The 15,758-nt window shown below is 47.2% G+C and carries 15 protein-coding genes; 8 read left to right on the top strand and 7 right to left on the bottom strand.

The window, feature by feature from the left end; genetic code table 11:
- Nucleotides 1–13 precede the first annotated feature (13 nt).
- The 3 genes from KHO06_RS00535 to KHO06_RS00525 are packed head-to-tail and all read left to right on the top strand — an operon-like array spanning nucleotide 14 to nucleotide 1,999.
- The gene (locus KHO06_RS00535) at nucleotides 14–721 is read left to right on the top strand and encodes a hypothetical protein (protein WP_212581926.1); all 708 of its coding nucleotides are present in this window, start codon (nucleotides 14–16) and stop codon (nucleotides 719–721) included.
- Nucleotides 722–731: 10 nt separating this feature from the next.
- The gene (locus tag KHO06_RS00530; protein ID WP_212581925.1) at nucleotides 732–1,253 is read left to right on the top strand and encodes a sigma-70 family RNA polymerase sigma factor; all 522 of its coding nucleotides are present in this window, start codon (nucleotides 732–734) and stop codon (nucleotides 1,251–1,253) included.
- Nucleotides 1,238–1,999 carry a hypothetical protein gene (locus tag KHO06_RS00525; protein ID WP_212581924.1) on the top strand — a complete coding sequence of 254 codons (762 nt, stop codon included), beginning with the start codon at nucleotides 1,238–1,240 and terminating at the stop codon, nucleotides 1,997–1,999. The genes KHO06_RS00530 and KHO06_RS00525 overlap by 16 nt, the downstream gene beginning before the upstream one ends.
- 90 nt (nucleotides 2,000–2,089) lie before the next feature.
- Here the strand turns inward: KHO06_RS00525 and KHO06_RS00520 are convergent, their stop codons facing one another.
- From KHO06_RS00520 to ftnA, 3 genes are all read right to left on the bottom strand, one after another.
- Nucleotides 2,090–3,283, bottom strand: coding sequence for an NAD(P)/FAD-dependent oxidoreductase (locus tag KHO06_RS00520; RefSeq protein ID WP_039975947.1), 1,194 nt, complete (start codon nucleotides 3,281–3,283; stop codon nucleotides 2,090–2,092).
- A gap of 147 nt (nucleotides 3,284–3,430) precedes the next feature.
- Complete coding sequence (gene uspB, locus KHO06_RS00515) at nucleotides 3,431–3,754, bottom strand: universal stress protein UspB (protein ID WP_038890180.1); 324 nt, start codon at nucleotides 3,752–3,754, stop codon at nucleotides 3,431–3,433.
- A 90-nt stretch (nucleotides 3,755–3,844) separates the two neighbouring features.
- Nucleotides 3,845–4,372 (bottom strand): non-heme ferritin, encoded by a 528-nt coding sequence (ftnA, locus tag KHO06_RS00510; protein ID WP_005429998.1) that lies wholly within the window; start codon nucleotides 4,370–4,372, stop codon nucleotides 3,845–3,847.
- Nucleotides 4,373–4,528: 156 nt separating this feature from the next.
- Between ftnA and uspA the strand changes: the two genes are divergently transcribed.
- Both uspA and KHO06_RS00500 read left to right on the top strand, forming a co-directional pair.
- Nucleotides 4,529–4,954 (top strand): universal stress protein UspA, encoded by a 426-nt coding sequence (uspA, locus tag KHO06_RS00505; RefSeq protein ID WP_212581923.1) that lies wholly within the window; start codon nucleotides 4,529–4,531, stop codon nucleotides 4,952–4,954.
- 70 nt (nucleotides 4,955–5,024) lie between these two features.
- Nucleotides 5,025–5,903, top strand: a complete 879-nt coding sequence (locus tag KHO06_RS00500; protein ID WP_212581922.1) for a carboxylate/amino acid/amine transporter — start codon at nucleotides 5,025–5,027, stop codon at nucleotides 5,901–5,903.
- Between the two features lie 62 nt (nucleotides 5,904–5,965).
- Here KHO06_RS00500 and KHO06_RS00495 read toward each other — a convergent pair whose 3' ends face one another.
- The 3 genes from KHO06_RS00495 to KHO06_RS00485 form a co-directional block, all read right to left on the bottom strand.
- The gene (locus KHO06_RS00495) at nucleotides 5,966–6,565 is read right to left on the bottom strand and encodes a hypothetical protein (RefSeq protein WP_212581921.1); all 600 of its coding nucleotides are present in this window, start codon (nucleotides 6,563–6,565) and stop codon (nucleotides 5,966–5,968) included.
- Between the two features lie 206 nt (nucleotides 6,566–6,771).
- Nucleotides 6,772–7,551 carry a class I SAM-dependent methyltransferase gene (locus tag KHO06_RS00490; RefSeq protein WP_005429979.1) on the bottom strand — a complete coding sequence of 260 codons (780 nt, stop codon included), beginning with the start codon at nucleotides 7,549–7,551 and terminating at the stop codon, nucleotides 6,772–6,774.
- A 64-nt stretch (nucleotides 7,552–7,615) separates the two neighbouring features.
- Nucleotides 7,616–10,780 (bottom strand): EAL domain-containing protein, encoded by a 3,165-nt coding sequence (locus KHO06_RS00485; RefSeq protein WP_212581920.1) that lies wholly within the window; start codon nucleotides 10,778–10,780, stop codon nucleotides 7,616–7,618.
- Between the two features lie 115 nt (nucleotides 10,781–10,895).
- Between KHO06_RS00485 and asnC the strand changes: the two genes are divergently transcribed.
- Complete coding sequence (asnC, locus tag KHO06_RS00480; protein WP_005430014.1) at nucleotides 10,896–11,360, top strand: transcriptional regulator AsnC; 465 nt, start codon at nucleotides 10,896–10,898, stop codon at nucleotides 11,358–11,360.
- Nucleotides 11,361–11,445: 85 nt separating this feature from the next.
- Here the strand turns inward: asnC and prlC are convergent, their stop codons facing one another.
- Complete coding sequence (gene prlC, locus KHO06_RS00475) at nucleotides 11,446–13,488, bottom strand: oligopeptidase A (protein WP_212581919.1); 2,043 nt, start codon at nucleotides 13,486–13,488, stop codon at nucleotides 11,446–11,448.
- 424 nt (nucleotides 13,489–13,912) lie between these two features.
- Here prlC and KHO06_RS00470 point away from each other — a divergent pair, with 424 nt between their 5' ends.
- Together KHO06_RS00470 and KHO06_RS00465 are read left to right on the top strand one after the other, a co-directional pair.
- Nucleotides 13,913–14,752: a 23S rRNA (adenine(2030)-N(6))-methyltransferase RlmJ gene (locus tag KHO06_RS00470; RefSeq protein ID WP_005533522.1), complete on the top strand. Its 840-nt coding sequence runs from the start codon at nucleotides 13,913–13,915 to the stop codon at nucleotides 14,750–14,752.
- 151 nt (nucleotides 14,753–14,903) lie between these two features.
- Nucleotides 14,904–15,602 carry a glutathione S-transferase family protein gene (locus KHO06_RS00465; RefSeq protein WP_212581918.1) on the top strand — a complete coding sequence of 233 codons (699 nt, stop codon included), beginning with the start codon at nucleotides 14,904–14,906 and terminating at the stop codon, nucleotides 15,600–15,602.
- Nucleotides 15,603–15,758: the final 156 nt, after the last annotated feature.

The raw sequence follows: 15,758 nt of genomic DNA, 5'->3' as shown, positions 1-15,758 counted from the left end.
AAGGAAAACGACTGTGAAAAAACTATTATTTTCGGCATTACTGGTCACCTCAACTAGTTTTGCTGCGCCAACAACAACTACGTCAGTTGGAGAGGTATACACCGATGCCTCAGGCAAATCACTTTATACCTTTAGCAAAGATCCAGTTGGGAAATCTGTATGTACTGACCAATGTGAGAAGTTATGGCCGCCTGTTCTTGTAACCGCACAATCCAGCAAGCACTTCGGTACGCAAGCAGGCTTCAGCCAAATAACAAGAGAAGACGGCAACAAACAATGGGCTTTGAACGGAAAACCACTTTATCGCTGGCTTAAAGACTCTCAGAAAGGAGAGATCACAGGTGCGGGCATCAAAGGCGTTTGGCCACTAGCCCGAGCGGATGATGTCACCATCAGACTGTTCAATGATGGTAAGCAACGTTATCTGGTCGATAGCCATAATAAGACTCTTTATACCTTTGATAAAGATAAGCCAAACCAATCCGTTTGCTACGATGATTGCGCCTCTAAGTGGCCACCTGCTCTTGTGGATACAGAGATAACTCAAAAGGGGATAGAAAATCTAAAGCTGACGGGAGGATTTGGTGTGACTCAGCGCAACAACGACTCATATCAATGGACATATCACAACAAACCGCTTTATCGTTGGATAAAAGACCAAAAGCCCGGCAACACTAGCGGGAATGGCGTAAAACAAGTCTGGCACATTGTAGAACAATAATGAGGAAAGCGTGAACACCGATAAACATAAGATAGGTTTACTGCTTTCCCAAGTAGCGCTTCGAGACCAAGCTGCGTTCGAAGCGCTATACCAGTTGACCAGTACCCGGCTTTTCAACGTTATCCTCGGCGTCGTTAAAGACGAACACGTTGCAGCAGATATACTTCAAGAGGGGTTCGTAAAGCTCTGGTACAACAACCAGCAATATCCAGTAAATCACCCTTGGGCTTGGTTATGCCAAAGTATGAGAAACCTCGCTATAGATGAAATTAGAAAGCGGAACAATCGAGGGGAAGAACAACTGGTAAAGCCCCCCGAAGAGGTCGCTCTCGAAGTAACATCTGACTCAGGAGCCAACTTATCATACTGCCTAAACTCGCTCGCTGAAGAAAAAAGGAATGCGATTATCTTGGCCTATCAGCACGGGATGAGTCATCAAGAGATCGTCCACCATGTGAGCACTCCACTTGGTACAGTGAAATCGTGGATTCGCCGAGGTTTACAGGAGCTAAAACGATGCCTAACCAATTAAAAAACGCACGTTATCAAAATCAAGAGCTAAGAGATAAACTCGCCGGCGAATACGTTCTGGGAACATTAACGCCACTCGTACGAAAGAGATTGGAAACCCTCATGCGATCAGATCCCACTTGGTGGGAACACATCGACCTTTGGCATCAGCATTTATCTAGCTTAACTCCAGCAGTCGATATGGCACATTCTGAAGGCAACTTGAAACCTCCGCCACGCCAAGTATGGAAAAACATCGCATCCCAAACAATCAAACCACCGAAGCAGACTCAGACTATGCGTTGGTGGTGGCTCCCTATTAGCATGGCTTTTTCTCTACTCCTAGGATTGTCGCTACAACCTTTTGTGTCAACAACCTCGCAACCAAAAGAGATCGTACAAGTACGCCCTATTAGTTACTTAGCCATGATGTCTTCTGAGAGCCAAAAAGACCATTTTGCTTTGGTCGCCTATCAAGGAGAAAAGCCCGGGCAATCAAGCATCCGCATGCAGCGAAATCGTGCGATGGCGAAAGTACCTATGGATAGAGCAATGGTGTGGATGAGAGATGGAAATACCGGTGAGCTCAAACTCATTGATAGCCTAGAAAATGTAAATAACGTCCGCTATATGTCGCCAACTGAGTGGCAAACGCTTAAAAATAGTTCTGAACTGCTAGTGACCGCTAATCGCGACCCAAACAGTGAGATTTTATATCGAGGCCGTTGTGTAGAACTAAGCGCCCCACCAGCAAGCAAAGCATCATAAGCCTTTAGCTTTCGGTAAAGTCAAATATGGTATTGAACAGCAGCGATGGTCGTCATTATGAGTCCATCGCTGTTGCGGAGAAATTGTTAACTACACCCACTGACCAGCAACAAAACCGCTCGACCAACACCATTGGAAGTTATAACCACCTAACCAGCCAGTTACGTCCATCACTTCGCCGATGAAGTACAAACCTTTGATGTTCTTACATTCCATGGTTTTTGAAGACAGGTGATCGGTATCTACGCCTCCTAGAGTCACTTCTGCGGTGCGATAGCCTTCTGTGCCATTTGGTGCAACCGCCCAGTTTTCCAGACGCTCAACGATGGTTGCCATCTCTTTCTGGTTGAACTGCTTAAGAGGTTTGTCTGCTAATTCTTTACGTTCAATCAGCACTTCAACCAAACGCTTTGGTAGCACTTTTGCAAGCGTGTTCTTCAACGATTGGTTCGGGTGCTTCTCGCGGCTGCGTTCTAGCAGTTCGGCGATGTCGTCGTTTGGTACGAGGTTAATCGTCACCTTTTGACCCGCTCGCCAGAATGAAGAGATCTGTAACACCGATGGACCAGACAAGCCACGGTGAGTAAACAGCAGCGCTTCTTTGAACATGGTGCCGTCTTGCGCCGTAATTTCTGCTGGAATCGCAATGCCCGATAGTTCAGCGAAATCTTCTTTGTCTTCTTTGTGCAGCGTAAATGGCACCAGACCTGCCGTAGTGGTAATTACTGGAAGCTCGAACTGCTCAGCAATCTTGTAGCCGAATGGCGTCGCGCCCAATTTAGGCATCGACAGACCGCCGGTAGCCACCACCAAAGATTCACATTCGATGTTTTCAGTACCCGCATGCAGACGGAAGCCCGCATCGGTTTTCTCGATCGAATGTACATCGCATTGGTAGCGTTGTTGGATATTTGGCATGTCGCATTCTGCTAGTAGCATCTTAACGATGTCTTTTGCGGTAAATGCATCAACACAGAACAGCTGTCCGTGATCGCGCTCTTCAAACTCGATGCCATGCTTGCTGACCATCGAGATAAAGTCCCAGTTGGTGTACTGAGACAATGCCGATTTCACGAAGTGTGGGTTTTGGCATAAGTAGTTGCTCGCTGAGACGTCGTAGTTAGTGAAGTTACAACGACCACCACCTGAGATAAGGATTTTACGTCCTGGCTTTTTTGCATGATCCAGCACGAGCACACTGCGTCCACGTTTGCCTGCTTCTGCTGCACACATCAAACCCGCCGCACCTGCGCCGATTACAACAACATCAAATTTCTTACTCATGGGTAACGCTCAATTACTTATTTAGATTGGTAAATCCAAAAATAAAAAAGGATGTGCGTAATGCACATCCTTGCTTTCTGCGGGCGCTATTCTAACGACAAAAGTCGAGAGGGAAAAGCGCTTAAATTCCAAGCACTGCTTGCTCGCCTATAAAATGAAGGCTGCCAGTAGGGTTACACCAAGTAAAGCGGTCGATAAAATGAATAACCCACGCACCCTCTCACACTTGCCAGTAAAGATCTCATCGTGGTGATGGTGATATTCTTTACTCTTAATGTAATGGTACAACCGCACCTGTTTGGTGACGTTACCATGGGTGGTGAAGAATCCATTGCCATCCACTTGCTGATAAAGCAAAGGGTGCGCTTCACGCATGATGTGTATAAGAGAACGAAGAGCGGTGAGATAACGGACCATGTTGAGCCCTGTTACCACCATTAGCGCAAATAAGATTGTGTCTCCACTGATCATCTTTTCCTCCCTACATCTTCAATGATGCTCAAGAGATAAAGACGATCAATGCTTCGTCCTTAACCCGCTACTTAGCGCGTTGAGAACGCGTTATGCAGCTGGAGCATCCATAATTGAAGATGAACCTTCTTTCGCCATTTGTGCTAGATCTTTATCGATGAAGAACAATGCCTTACCATCTTCACCAACCAATTCGATCTTATCTAAAATCCCTTTAAACAACTTCTCTTCTTCGTGCTGTTCAGCCACGTACCACTGTAGGAAGTTAAACGTAGAGTAGTCTTGGCTTGTAAATGCACCATGTGCCAATTTATTGATTTTTTCCGTGATCATTTGCTCATGTTCGTAGGTTTCACGGAAAACATCGCCTAGGCTAGCAAAGTCATGCTTTGGTGCTTCAATTGCACCTAGGATTGGCATTGAGCCAGTTTCGCTCACGTAAGTGAAAAGACGTTGCATGTGCTCCATTTCTTCTACGGCGTGAGCGCGTAAAAATTCAGCCGCACCTTCAAAACCTTTGTCTTCACACCAAGCACTCATTTGTAAGTATAGATTGGATGAGAAAAATTCTAGGTTAATTTGCTCATTCAATTGTTCAACCATAGTTTGAGACAGCATGTTAACTCCTATTTATATGCATGCGTTTTGCGCCACTATAACATGATTACTGAGGCAAGACTTTGTACCTACGATATTGATATGAGATCACTTCAGCAAAATTTTCTGACACTTAGTGCTAATCTGACACTATGACCTTATCAAGGAGATAGCAATATGAGTTACAAACACATACTTGTGGCAGTCGACCTCTCAGACGACAGTAAAGTGTTGATTAAGAAAGCCGTATCGCTGGCTAAACCTCTGGATGCGAAAGTCTCTTTCATTCATATCGATGTGAATTACGCCGAGCTTTACACCGGGCTTATCGACATCAACATGGCGGAGGCGCAGCACCAAGCGATGGAAGCGTCTCGTACACAATTAGCGAATTTTGAAGAATACGCAGAGTACCCAATCACGAATACGTTAGTCGGTAGCGGTGATTTGAGTAACGAGCTTTGCGATACCATTCAGGACTACAACATTGATTTGGTGGTTTGTGGTCATCACCAAGACTTCTGGAGCAAGATTCTTTCTTCGACGCGTCAGCTTATTAACTGCTCACCTGTCGACATGCTGGTCGTACCGCTAAAAGACTGATTTGCGTTGGCGTGACCTTAAAACTTGGTTAGACTGCGGGCACATTTGTTGTTGATAAAGATTCTCATCCATGGCTTATCTATCCGCAGTTACCCTACTTTGGGCATTCTCATTTAGCCTGATCGGCGTTTACCTTGCCGGTCAGGTCGATTCTTGGTTTTCCGTTTTCATGCGCGTTGCGCTGGCAAGCTTGGTCTTCATTCCTTTCTTAAAATTCCGTGGCGTAAGCAAATCGCTGATCGCGAAATTGATGATCGTGGGCGGCTTCCAACTCGGCTTAATGTATTGCTTCTACTACCAGTCTTTCCTACTCCTTTCTGTACCAGAAGTGCTGCTGTTCACCGTATTTACCCCTATTTATGTCACCTTGATTTATGACTTCTTGAAAGGTCGATTCTCGCCTTGGTATTTGGTTACGGCGGCAATTGCAGTGCTGGGCGCGGCGTGGATTAAGTTTGCGGGCATCAATGAAAACTTCTTGATGGGCTTTTTGGTCGTGCAAGGGGCGAACCTGTGTTTTGCCATCGGTCAAGTCGGTTATAAATACATTATGGAAACCGAGTCGGTTGAACTGCCGCAGCACACGGTATTTGGTTACTTCTACTTGGGTGCATTGTGCGTGGCGACTATCGCCTTTGCTCTGATGGGTAACTTAGACAAGATGCCAACCACAGCAACACAATGGGGCATTCTGACTTACCTTGGTTTGATCGCATCGGGTTTTGGTTACTTTGCGTGGAACAAGGGCGCAACCATGGTCAACGCGGGTGCACTTGCGGTAATGAACAACGCACTCGTCCCTGCTGGTTTGATTGTGAATATCGTGATTTGGAACCGCGATGTTGATGTGATGCGACTTGCTATTGGCGGCGCAATCATCATGCTGTCGCTGTGGATTAACGAGACTTGGGTGAAAAAACGCGTAGAGATGAGTTACGCCAACAAGTAGCCAAACTCAGCCCCTAAAAACAAAAACGCTCTCCAACTGGAGAGCGTTTTTTGTTGATTCGTTTAATGCACTTTGGCTTGCGAACTTGTGCTCATCAGCGTGTTTGGTGGCGTTGGTAGCAGCACCTCTAGTTTGGCATTTCGCGCTTCAAGCTTGCGTTGGCGTTTGAGCAATTTTTGCTGCTTTTTGGCTAACTTAAGCAACTTTTTCTGCTGTTTGTAGTGTTTCTTAACCGCTTTTTTCGCCTTCTTCAGCGCTTTCTTATCTGACAAATCAAACATAGCTGGCGCCTCTAGCTTAGTGGTTGAGGTTACGACTGCGACTTTCGCTGCCAGTTTTTTCTCTTTCACTCTTTCCACAACACGTTTAACGATCGCAGCTTTCTCTGCGCTTTGTTCTGGCGCCATGATAATTGGGGTATCTTGAGTCAAGGACGAAGTGGGCAGTGCTTCCACCAACAAACCACAAGCCTGTTGCTCGGACAGCGGCTTGTCTTGGCATTTTTGAGGAGGAATCGCAGCAGGCTTACACAAGGTATCTTTCGAGGCAGAAGAACGGGCACAAGAGCGACAGACAAACTTAGGCGCCACCACTAGACGGTGAATATCACCCAGACTTTCAGCAATCTGTTTGCGGCTCATCTTACATAATCGTTTCGCCATGCTACTACTCCAGCTTCCCAATTCTCGACGGTCTTACTCTACGACATCACACAAGTGTAATAATAATAATTCTTAGTTAGATATACAGTCAGTGTGCCGAATTAGCAAGAGAAAAGTATCAATAAGCGGAGGAAACGCCAGATACAAACACAGCGCCAAATCAGGCGCTGTGAGGAGAAGCTTTTGTCGTCAGGCGTTTAGGCAAGTTACGCCATTGATGCCTTCACATACACATCGAAACGGTTCTTTTTGGTTTCGATTGCCATGCTTGGCTTTTGCTCATCAAGCCAGTCTGCGTAATCTGGGCGCTTGACCACTACACGCTTACTCGCCAATGCCATTGCTGGAGCCAGCAAACCATCTGCATCAAGATCTGCACCAACCAAAGATTGGAAGACGCGCATCTCTTTCTTTACTAATGCCGATTTCTTTTTGTTTTCAGGGTGCGGGTACATTGGATCGAGGTACACCACATCGGGCTGGATAAAGTCTTTATCTTGCGCTAATTGCTCCAGTGCATCATGGCTAGAAGCGTGAATCAAAGACATGCGCTCTGATACCCAAGTCCCGATTTCTGGATCGTGTTTCGCACGTGCCAAGCCGTCATCCAACAATGCAGCGACCACCGGATGACGCTCTACCATTTGCACTTTACAGCCTAGCGACGCCAATACGAACGCATCACGCCCTAAACCCGCGGTGCCATCCAGTACGGTTGGGGTTGCGCCTTTGTTCAAACCCGCGGCTTTCGCAATCGCCTGACCTTTACCGCCACCGAACTTGCGACGATGCCCGACTGCGCCACCAATCAAATCAACAAAGATCGCACCCAGTTTTGGCTCGTCCACTTTACGTAGCTCTAAGCGCTCAGTCGTTAGGACTAGGGCAAAGTCACTGTCGTCAGTGTGAGAGAGCTGCCAACGCGCAGCGAGTTCATCAAGGTGAGACTGTTGAGATGGGTCTTCACAAATCAATTGCAGTTGCAAAAGGAGGCTCCAGTAAAAATCGGTTTAACTGGCGCTGAGTGTATACCCAACCCGCCTCTAATTGCTAGGCTGGGGATAAGTTAGATGACTTTCTACTTGTGGGATCAAGTTGTTGGAGTTCGTTGACTAGCTCAGCCAGAGGCTTAGGATGACCGATGCCATAACCTTGGCCATAGTCGACGCCAAGATCGACCAAACACGCTCTAACTTGGTCATTCTCAACAAACTCTGCCACCGTGACTTTACCCATTTGCTTGGCTAAATCGTTAATTGACCGCACCATCACGCGATCCATCTCGTTTACATTGATATCTCGCACGAAAAGGCCATCAATTTTCACGATATCGACAGGAAGTTTCTTTAAGTAGCCAAAAGACGATAAACCGGAGCCAAAATCGTCCAACGCGATCAAGCATCCTAGCGCTTTAACACGAGTGAAGAAGTCGAGCGCTTGATCGATGTTGCTCATCGCTGCCGTTTCAGTGATTTCTAAACAGATTTTTTCACAAGGAATCGAAGACGACTGCAAACGTGCTAGAAGGAAGTCGATAAACTCTTGGTTACCCATTGATTGACCAGACAAGTTAATCGCACAGCGACCGAGCTGCTCCACGACTTCTGGACGCGCCTCAAACCACTCTAAAGTTTGGCTAATCACTTGTTTATCAATCCAGTGAGCAATGTTGTAACGCTCAGCGGCAGGGACAAAGACGCCCGGGGATAAGTAGTTGCCTTGAGCATCGCGAATACGCACCAAAATCTCAAAACACAATGGTGAACCTTCACCACTCAAATTCAAAATACGCTGAGCAAACAGTTCAAGACGCTTACTCGATAGCGCCTCATGCACCAGATTAACGCTTTGCATCTCCAGCTGGCGATGTCGCAACTCTTCGTTGTCCAAGCTAAACAAGTTATAGCGGTTACGCCCCTGCTCTTTCGCCGCATGGCAAGCCGAGTCCGCCTGAGCATGGACCATTTGTGGCGTTTCTGCCGTATGGTCGATGATGCGAACGCCCACCGAGCAGCTCATAAACAGTTGCGTGTCTTCCCAACGGAAAATCTGCTCACCCAACGTAGAGATGATCTGCTTAGCAATGTTAATCGCGCCGTGCTCATCGCAGTCTTTCAATAACACCGCAAATTCATCACCGCCCATGCGCGCCAATACCGCATTGTACGGCAAGACTTCCTCTAACATGCTGGCACAGAACTGGATCGCGGCATCACCCGCATCGTGGCCCACGGTGTCGTTGAGTACTTTGAGTTGATCAAGATCGAGGTACAACATCGCATGCACTCGACGGTGGCTTTCTACTTCTCTCAGCGCCGTTTGCAGCTCTAGCTCGAAGTAGTTGCGATTGTAGGTATCGGTCAATAAGTCGTAGCGCGCTTGATATTCGAGCTGCTTGGCGAGCTTCTTTGTCTCGGTGATATCTTCCCCAACGATCAACAATTGGTCGGAATCTCTTAATGGGCGAATGTTTTCACGTACCCATACGCTATGACCATCGGCGTGACGATATTCGATTTCTCGACGCCAAACCCCGTTCATCACCTGCTGTGGCTGCAACAAAACTTGGCGCGGGTAGAGTGCTTTTTCATCACAATAGAATGAACATAAGTATTGCCCTAGCATATCCAACGGTTGATAGCCTAAAAGCTGCTGTGCAAAACGATTCACCTCTTGCACGCGGTTATTGCTATCGAGCGTCACCATCATCACAGGCTGCTGCTCATAGTAATTACGCAGACTTGATTCGCGATGATAGAGCTTGTCTTCCATCGCTTTACGGCTGGTGATATCGCGAGCTTCAAATAGATATTGCTCTTGGTTCGCCACTTGTTGTGAAAACGGTTTGAGAGACACTTCCAGCACCATGGCACCGTGTTCCTTGCTCCAGATTTCAGCCTCAAAAGTGGCCACTTGGCGATGACTAGAGTGAAAATAGCTGGCGAGTAATTGGCGCGCCTCCTCACTCCAGTTTTTGTGGTGCCAAAGTGGACGATCGACACGCATTTCCTGACGATTAAATAAAGATTGCAGACGATCGTTACCTGATTTGAGCAAGCCGTGTTGGTCGAGAATGCCCATGTACTGCATACTCTGATCAAAAACCGACTCTAAAATCGCTTGGCTTTCACGGGCGATGCTCTCGCTGCGACGAATTCGCTGTAAATAGTAGCTGAGCAGCAAAATAATGATGGTCATCGCCACCAAAACACTGCCAAACAGTTTAATTTCTCGTGCGTACCGCTCAGTAAAGTCTGCCGGCTTATTGAAGAACACCGATGAGGCTTCTTGCTCTGCTCCTAAGCCCCAACGCACCACCGATTGATAATCGAGTTTGATATCCGATTCTGCACTCACCACCGCAGGCAAAGGCTGTGCTGGGTTATCGAGGACTTGCGTCAGCAACTTCCCTGCCTCAAAACCTTGGCGGTAACCGCTTTGAATAACGCCACCAACCGCGCCATGCCCTAGTCCAACATCATGCACCATAAATACAGGCGCATTGGAGGCTTGGTTGATATCACGCCAATCTTTATCGGTCGCGACATTGCCATGGATATCTCGATAGTAAGTCCAGAACAACACCACGTTATCGATATTCATTTTCGACACTTTTTGCTTTAGTGTTTCAACACTGTCAGGAATGAAGTGGCGAACTTTGTCGCGATATATAGGGTTATTATCGAGAAAATTCTCGATCTGAGCACGAAGTGCCGCACCAGTAACAGAATGGTCACTGACGACAAGAACCTGCTTGTGCTTGGGATGCAATCGCTCGATAAGTGCAAGGTTTGCAAGCAGGTCGACATCTTCAATCACGCCTGTGGCTTTCAATCCCCGATGCAAAGAGGGATCGTAATTGTTGATGCCACTGAAAATGACAGGAGTATTATCTAGTACGTCCGACAGACGCTGCATTAAAGCGAGTGCGTTGTTATCACTGACGACGATCGCGTCGAAATGCTCTTCACTCAGTTTGGTACGATAAAGGGATTCCAGCTGATTGAAGAATTGCTGGCTCTGACTGCGCTTAGAATCAAGATACAGAATACGGATATCAAGCGGGTGCCCCTCAAGTTGTTGGGCGAAACCACGTTGAATAGAGTCGGTCCAAAAAAAACCTTGATGGTAAGAGTGAACAACGAGGACTTTTTGTTCTTGCGCCGTAGCGACAGCACTGAAAATAAGCGCTATGAAAAACAGAAAAAGTGGCACATCAACTCCATGACTTCAGAGCTACCTCGCGGTTATCCCTGCGTAAACCTTGTGAATCCTGTCCGCTGTGAGTATAAAATGAACTCCAAACCTCATACCCAACGGAAATAATTGTATGAATGCGAGCCTGCCTAAACTCGACGACCTCGATCGCGCTATTCTCAAAACTCTGATGGCGGATGCGCGTAAGCCTTACGCGGAAATGGCAAAACAATTTAATGTCAGCCCAGCAACCATCCACGTTCGTATCGAGAAAATGAAAGCGGCAGACATCATCGAAGGTACTGAGGTAATCGTCAATACTAAAAAGCTAGGATACGACGTATGTTGCTTTATTGGCATCAACTTGAATGCCGCGCGTGACTATCATTCAGCGCTAGAAAAGCTCAATGCCCTCGATGAAGTGGTAGAAGCTTACTACACCACAGGCGCGTATAACATATTCGTCAAATTGATGTGCAAATCGATTGAAGAGCTGCAATTTGTCTTGATTGATAAGCTTCAAGCGATCGACGAAGTGCAATCCACCGAGACGCTGATCTCGCTGCAAAACCCGATCAATCGCAGCGTAAATCCATAACGCTCTGAATCAGAGACTAAACGTTGAATCTAAGAACAAAAAAATGGGCAGCCACTTGGCTGCCCATTTTCATTCTCAATCGAGATTACGCTGCGATACCAGAATGGCGCAGTAACGCATCGATTTCTGGCTCACGACCACGGAAGCGCTTAAATAGCTCCATTGGTTCTTCACTGCCACCCATTTCTAGGATGTTGTTCAAGAAACTCAGACCGGTTTCTTTGTTGAAGATGCCTTCTTCTTCAAAGCGAGAGAACGCATCTGAAGACAGCACTTCTGCCCATAGGTAGCTGTAGTAACCTGCGCTGTAACCACCAGCGAAGATGTGACCAAAGCTGTGTGAGAAACGCGCCCACTCAACCGCTGGTACAACTGCCACTTTCTCTTTCACTTCTGCCAAGGTTTCAAGTACACGAGCACCCACTTCTGGGTCGTATTCTGTATGCAGAGTGAAGTCGAACAAGCCGAATTCTAGCTGACGTAGGATGCCCATCGCCGACTGGAAGTTCTTCGCTGCTAGCATTTTATCTAGCATTGCTTTTGGTAGCGGCTCGCCAGTCTCGTAGTGACCAGAAATAAACGCCAGCGCGTCTTCTTCCCAGCACCAGTTTTCTAGGAACTGACTTGGTAGCTCAACCGCATCCCAAGGCACACCGTTAATACCCGATACCGCACCTGTTTCTACTTGCGTCAGCATATGGTGGATACCGTGACCAAATTCGTGGAATAGTGTCACCACTTCATCGTGCGTAAACAGTGCAGGCTTGTCGCCCACAGGACGGTTGAAGTTACAGGTTAGGTAAGCAACCGGTGTTTGTAGCTCACCTGATAGCGTCACACGACGACCACGGCAATCGTCCATCCACGCACCGCCACGTTTGTGTTCGCGTGCATATAGATCTAGGTAGAAACTGCCACGTAGTGTGCCTTCGCCGTCGAAGATATCGAAGAAACGCACGGATTCGTGCCAAGTATCTACGCCTTCACGCTCTGTCACTGTCATACCAAACACGCGGTTTAGCACTTCAAACAGACCACTTACTGCTTTTGATTCAGGGAAGTAAGGACGCAGTTCTTCATCCGAAATTTGGAATAAGTGCTGCTTTTGCTTCTCGCTGTAGTACGCGATGTCCCATACGTTTAGCTCGCTGACACCAAATTCCGCATTCGCAAACTGGCGTAGCTCTTCGATTTCGCGCTCACCTTGTGGTTTCGCTTTGGTTGCCAAATCGTTCAAGAAGCCAAGAACTTGCGCTGGATTCTCTGCCATTTTAGTTGCCAGAGATTTCTCACTGTAAGTGTTAAAACCCAACATGCGAGAGATTTCATGACGCAGTTTTAGCTGCTCAGTGATGATTTCTGAGTTGTCCCATTTACCTGCGTTTGGACCTCGGTCAGAAGCACGCGTTACGTACGCTTCGTACACTTCTTTACGTAGGTCTTGGTTATCACAGTACGTCATAACTGGTAGGTAAGACGGGATATCTAGCGTGATTAGGTAACCATCGAGCTCTTTTGCTTCTGCTGCCGCTTTTGCCGCTGCAAGTGCAGATTCTGGCATACCCGCTAGGTCTTTTTCGTCGGCAACGTGCTTAGTCCAACCCATGGTTGCATCCAGCACATTGTTGGAGAATTTTGAGCTCAGCTCAGACATGCGCTTGCTGATTTCGCCGTAGCGATGTTGCTCGTCTGATGGTAGACCGATGCCCGAAAGCTCGAAGTCGCGTAGAGAATCAGAAATGGTCTTCTGCTGTGCACGCGTTAACGTCGCGTACTCTTCGCTTGCTTTGATCGCTTTGTACGCTTCGTAAAGACCTTTGTGCTGACCAACCCAAGTACCGTACTCAGACAGGATTGGTAGGCAGCTTTCGTAAGCTTCGCGAAGTTCTTCGCTGTTCACTACTGAGTTCATGTGACCCACTGGTGACCAAATGCGGCTCAAGCGGTCATCCGCTTCTTCAATAGGCGCGATCACACTGGTCCAGCTTGGGTTTGAGTTGTCTTTTAGTACCTCGTCAATCTTGGCACGACAATCCGCAATCGCCTGCTCCACTGCAGGTTTAATGTGTTCTGGTTTGATTTGCGAAAACGGAGGAAGATCCGTAAACGTAAGAAGTGGATTAGACATGAATAATTCCTTTTGTGTTTTGGCTCTGTATTTGCCTATTCGCATTTGCAAAGAATCTATTGGTATTTGCAAAACTGTAGGCGAACTCAATGCACAGGCAAGCCGACAACATGGATGGGGGGATTTCCGTTCCCTTTCTCGATGCAGCAATGACCGAATGGGTCAAAGAGCGCTTACTCTGTCCTTGAGTCTTGTTATGCCTAAGTTCGGTTTGGCACTCTATTGGAGCGGCGCAATCCCACTTAGGTTCAATTTGTTTACTCATACTAAGTATGGGTGACTTAAAGAAATTTCAATAGCGACTCCCTATCAGTGATACTGATTTGAATCGAAGTTCTACTTCTTTAAGTTACTTGAGTATAATACCGCCATATCGCGAAAATCACAGACCACACTCAGTCAAAGAGTGTTTCGAGAGTTTAATTTGTTAAGTTACCGCCACAGCTTCCACGCTGGCAACCATGCTGACGTGGTAAAACACATCGTTCAAAGCCTCATTCTTGATGCACTAAAGCAGAAAGATAAGCCGTTTGTTTATCACGATACCCACTCGGGTGTGGGACGCTACGATCTGACTCACGAATGGTCTGAGAAAACGGGCGAATACAAACAAGGCATCGCGCGCATTTGGGACAACCCAAATATTCCTGAAGACATCGCAAGCTACATCGATTCAATCAAAACGTTGAACAACGGTGAGAAGCTGCGTTACTACCCAGGCTCACCGCGTGTTGCACGTGCGCAAATCCGCCCACAAGACCGTATGGTTCTAACTGAGCTGCACCCAGCCGATCACCCGCTGCTAGAGCAAGAGTTCCACCGCGATCGTCAAGTGAGCATCTACAAAGAAGATGGCTTTAAGCGTCTGAAAGGCAGCCTACCACCGCAAGAACGTCGTGGTTTGGTGCTGATTGACCCACCATACGAGCTAGCGAAAGAATACCGCGACGTCGTGCAAGCGATTTTCCAAAGCCACAAGCGTTGGGCAACTGGCATCTACGCGATTTGGTACCCAGTGGTAAACCGCTGTGATATCGAAGATATGATTGAAGGCTTGGAAGGACTGGGCATTCGCAAAATCCTGCAAATCGAATTGGGCGTCTCTCCAGACACCAACGAGCGTGGCATGACGGCATCGGGCATGATCGTGATTAACCCACCGTGGAAACTGGAAAGCCAGATGAAAGAAATTCTGCCATTCCTGCAAGAAGCGATCGCGCCAGCAACGGGGCACTGGAAAGTCGACTGGATCGTTCCAGAATAAAAACACTGAATTTCATAACCTTAAAGCGCAACGATGACCTCGTTGCGCTTTTTTTATTTATTTTTTCAAAAATTTTCGTCATCGCTTCGTCTTTTCTTTTTTGCCTGCGTCTTAGAGATGTAAACAAGCTAAAACATAGAGAGAAATGACCATGCTTAAAGTTATCAGTTTTAAAATTTGCCCATTTGTTCAACGCGTAACCGCGGCACTAGAAGCAAAACAGATCCCTTACGAGATTGAATACATCAGCTTAAAAGACAAGCCACAATGGTTCCTAGACATCTCACCAAACGGCCAAGTACCAGTGATGGTGACAGAATCTGGCACGGCGCTGTTTGAGTCGGATGCGATCATCGAATACATCGAAGACGAATACGGTCCATTAGAGCAAGGCGTGACAAACGAACAACGCGCACTGGATCGCGCATGGAGCTACCTAGGTTCAAAACACTACTTGCCTCAGTGCGGCACCATGGGCAGCAAAGACCAAGCAACCTTTGAAGAGCGCGCAGAGAAACTGAGCAAAGCGTTCCAAAAAGCAGAAAATCAACTATCTGGTGAAACCAAGTTCTTCAAATCCGATGAACTAAGCAATGTAGACATGGCGTGGTTGCCACTTCTACATCGTGCTGCCATCGTCAAAGCGCACTCTGGTTACGACTTCTTCTGTGGTCTGCCAAAAATGCAGGCATGGCAAAAACACATCCTAGATTCAGGGTTGGTAGAGAAGACTGTATCGGAAGACTTCGTGCAGCTGTTTAGCGATTTCTACCTAACCAACACTTATCTAGCGGATGGCAAAGACGTGCAAGCCCAGTCAGGCTGTGGCACATCAAGCTGCTGCGGTTAATGGTTTTCCCCTCCCCTGAGGATGAAAAACACCAAGCGGAATAGCGCCTTATTCCGCTTTGCTACCCTTTCATCGCTATTTGTCATAAGCAATGTCACTTTTTCCCATTTAGGAAATTGCTAGACTCGATTTATGATAGGGACATGGAATTAACAA

The organism is Vibrio sp. B1FIG11, assembly GCF_905175335.1.
GTDB classification, from domain to species: Bacteria; Pseudomonadota; Gammaproteobacteria; order Enterobacterales; family Vibrionaceae; genus Vibrio; species Vibrio campbellii.
The sequence above is the reverse complement of the archived record's forward strand: the minus strand, read 5'-3'. Positions and strand labels throughout refer to the sequence as shown.

Coding starts and splice junctions, on each gene's coding strand:
- KHO06_RS00525 (WP_212581924.1), top strand. CDS start 1,238: ATGCCTAACCAATTAAAAAACGCACGTTATCAAAATCAAGAGCTAAGA.
- KHO06_RS00520 (WP_039975947.1), bottom strand. CDS start 3,283: ATGAGTAAGAAATTTGATGTTGTTGTAATCGGCGCAGGTGCGGCGGGT.
- uspB (WP_038890180.1), bottom strand. CDS start 3,754: ATGATCAGTGGAGACACAATCTTATTTGCGCTAATGGTGGTAACAGGG.
- ftnA (WP_005429998.1), bottom strand. CDS start 4,372: ATGCTGTCTCAAACTATGGTTGAACAATTGAATGAGCAAATTAACCTA.
- uspA (WP_212581923.1), top strand. CDS start 4,529: ATGAGTTACAAACACATACTTGTGGCAGTCGACCTCTCAGACGACAGT.
- KHO06_RS00500 (WP_212581922.1), top strand. CDS start 5,025: ATGGCTTATCTATCCGCAGTTACCCTACTTTGGGCATTCTCATTTAGC.
- KHO06_RS00495 (WP_212581921.1), bottom strand. CDS start 6,565: ATGGCGAAACGATTATGTAAGATGAGCCGCAAACAGATTGCTGAAAGT.
- asnC (WP_005430014.1), top strand. CDS start 10,896: ATGAATGCGAGCCTGCCTAAACTCGACGACCTCGATCGCGCTATTCTC.
- prlC (WP_212581919.1), bottom strand. CDS start 13,488: ATGTCTAATCCACTTCTTACGTTTACGGATCTTCCTCCGTTTTCGCAA.
- KHO06_RS00465 (WP_212581918.1), top strand. CDS start 14,904: ATGCTTAAAGTTATCAGTTTTAAAATTTGCCCATTTGTTCAACGCGTA.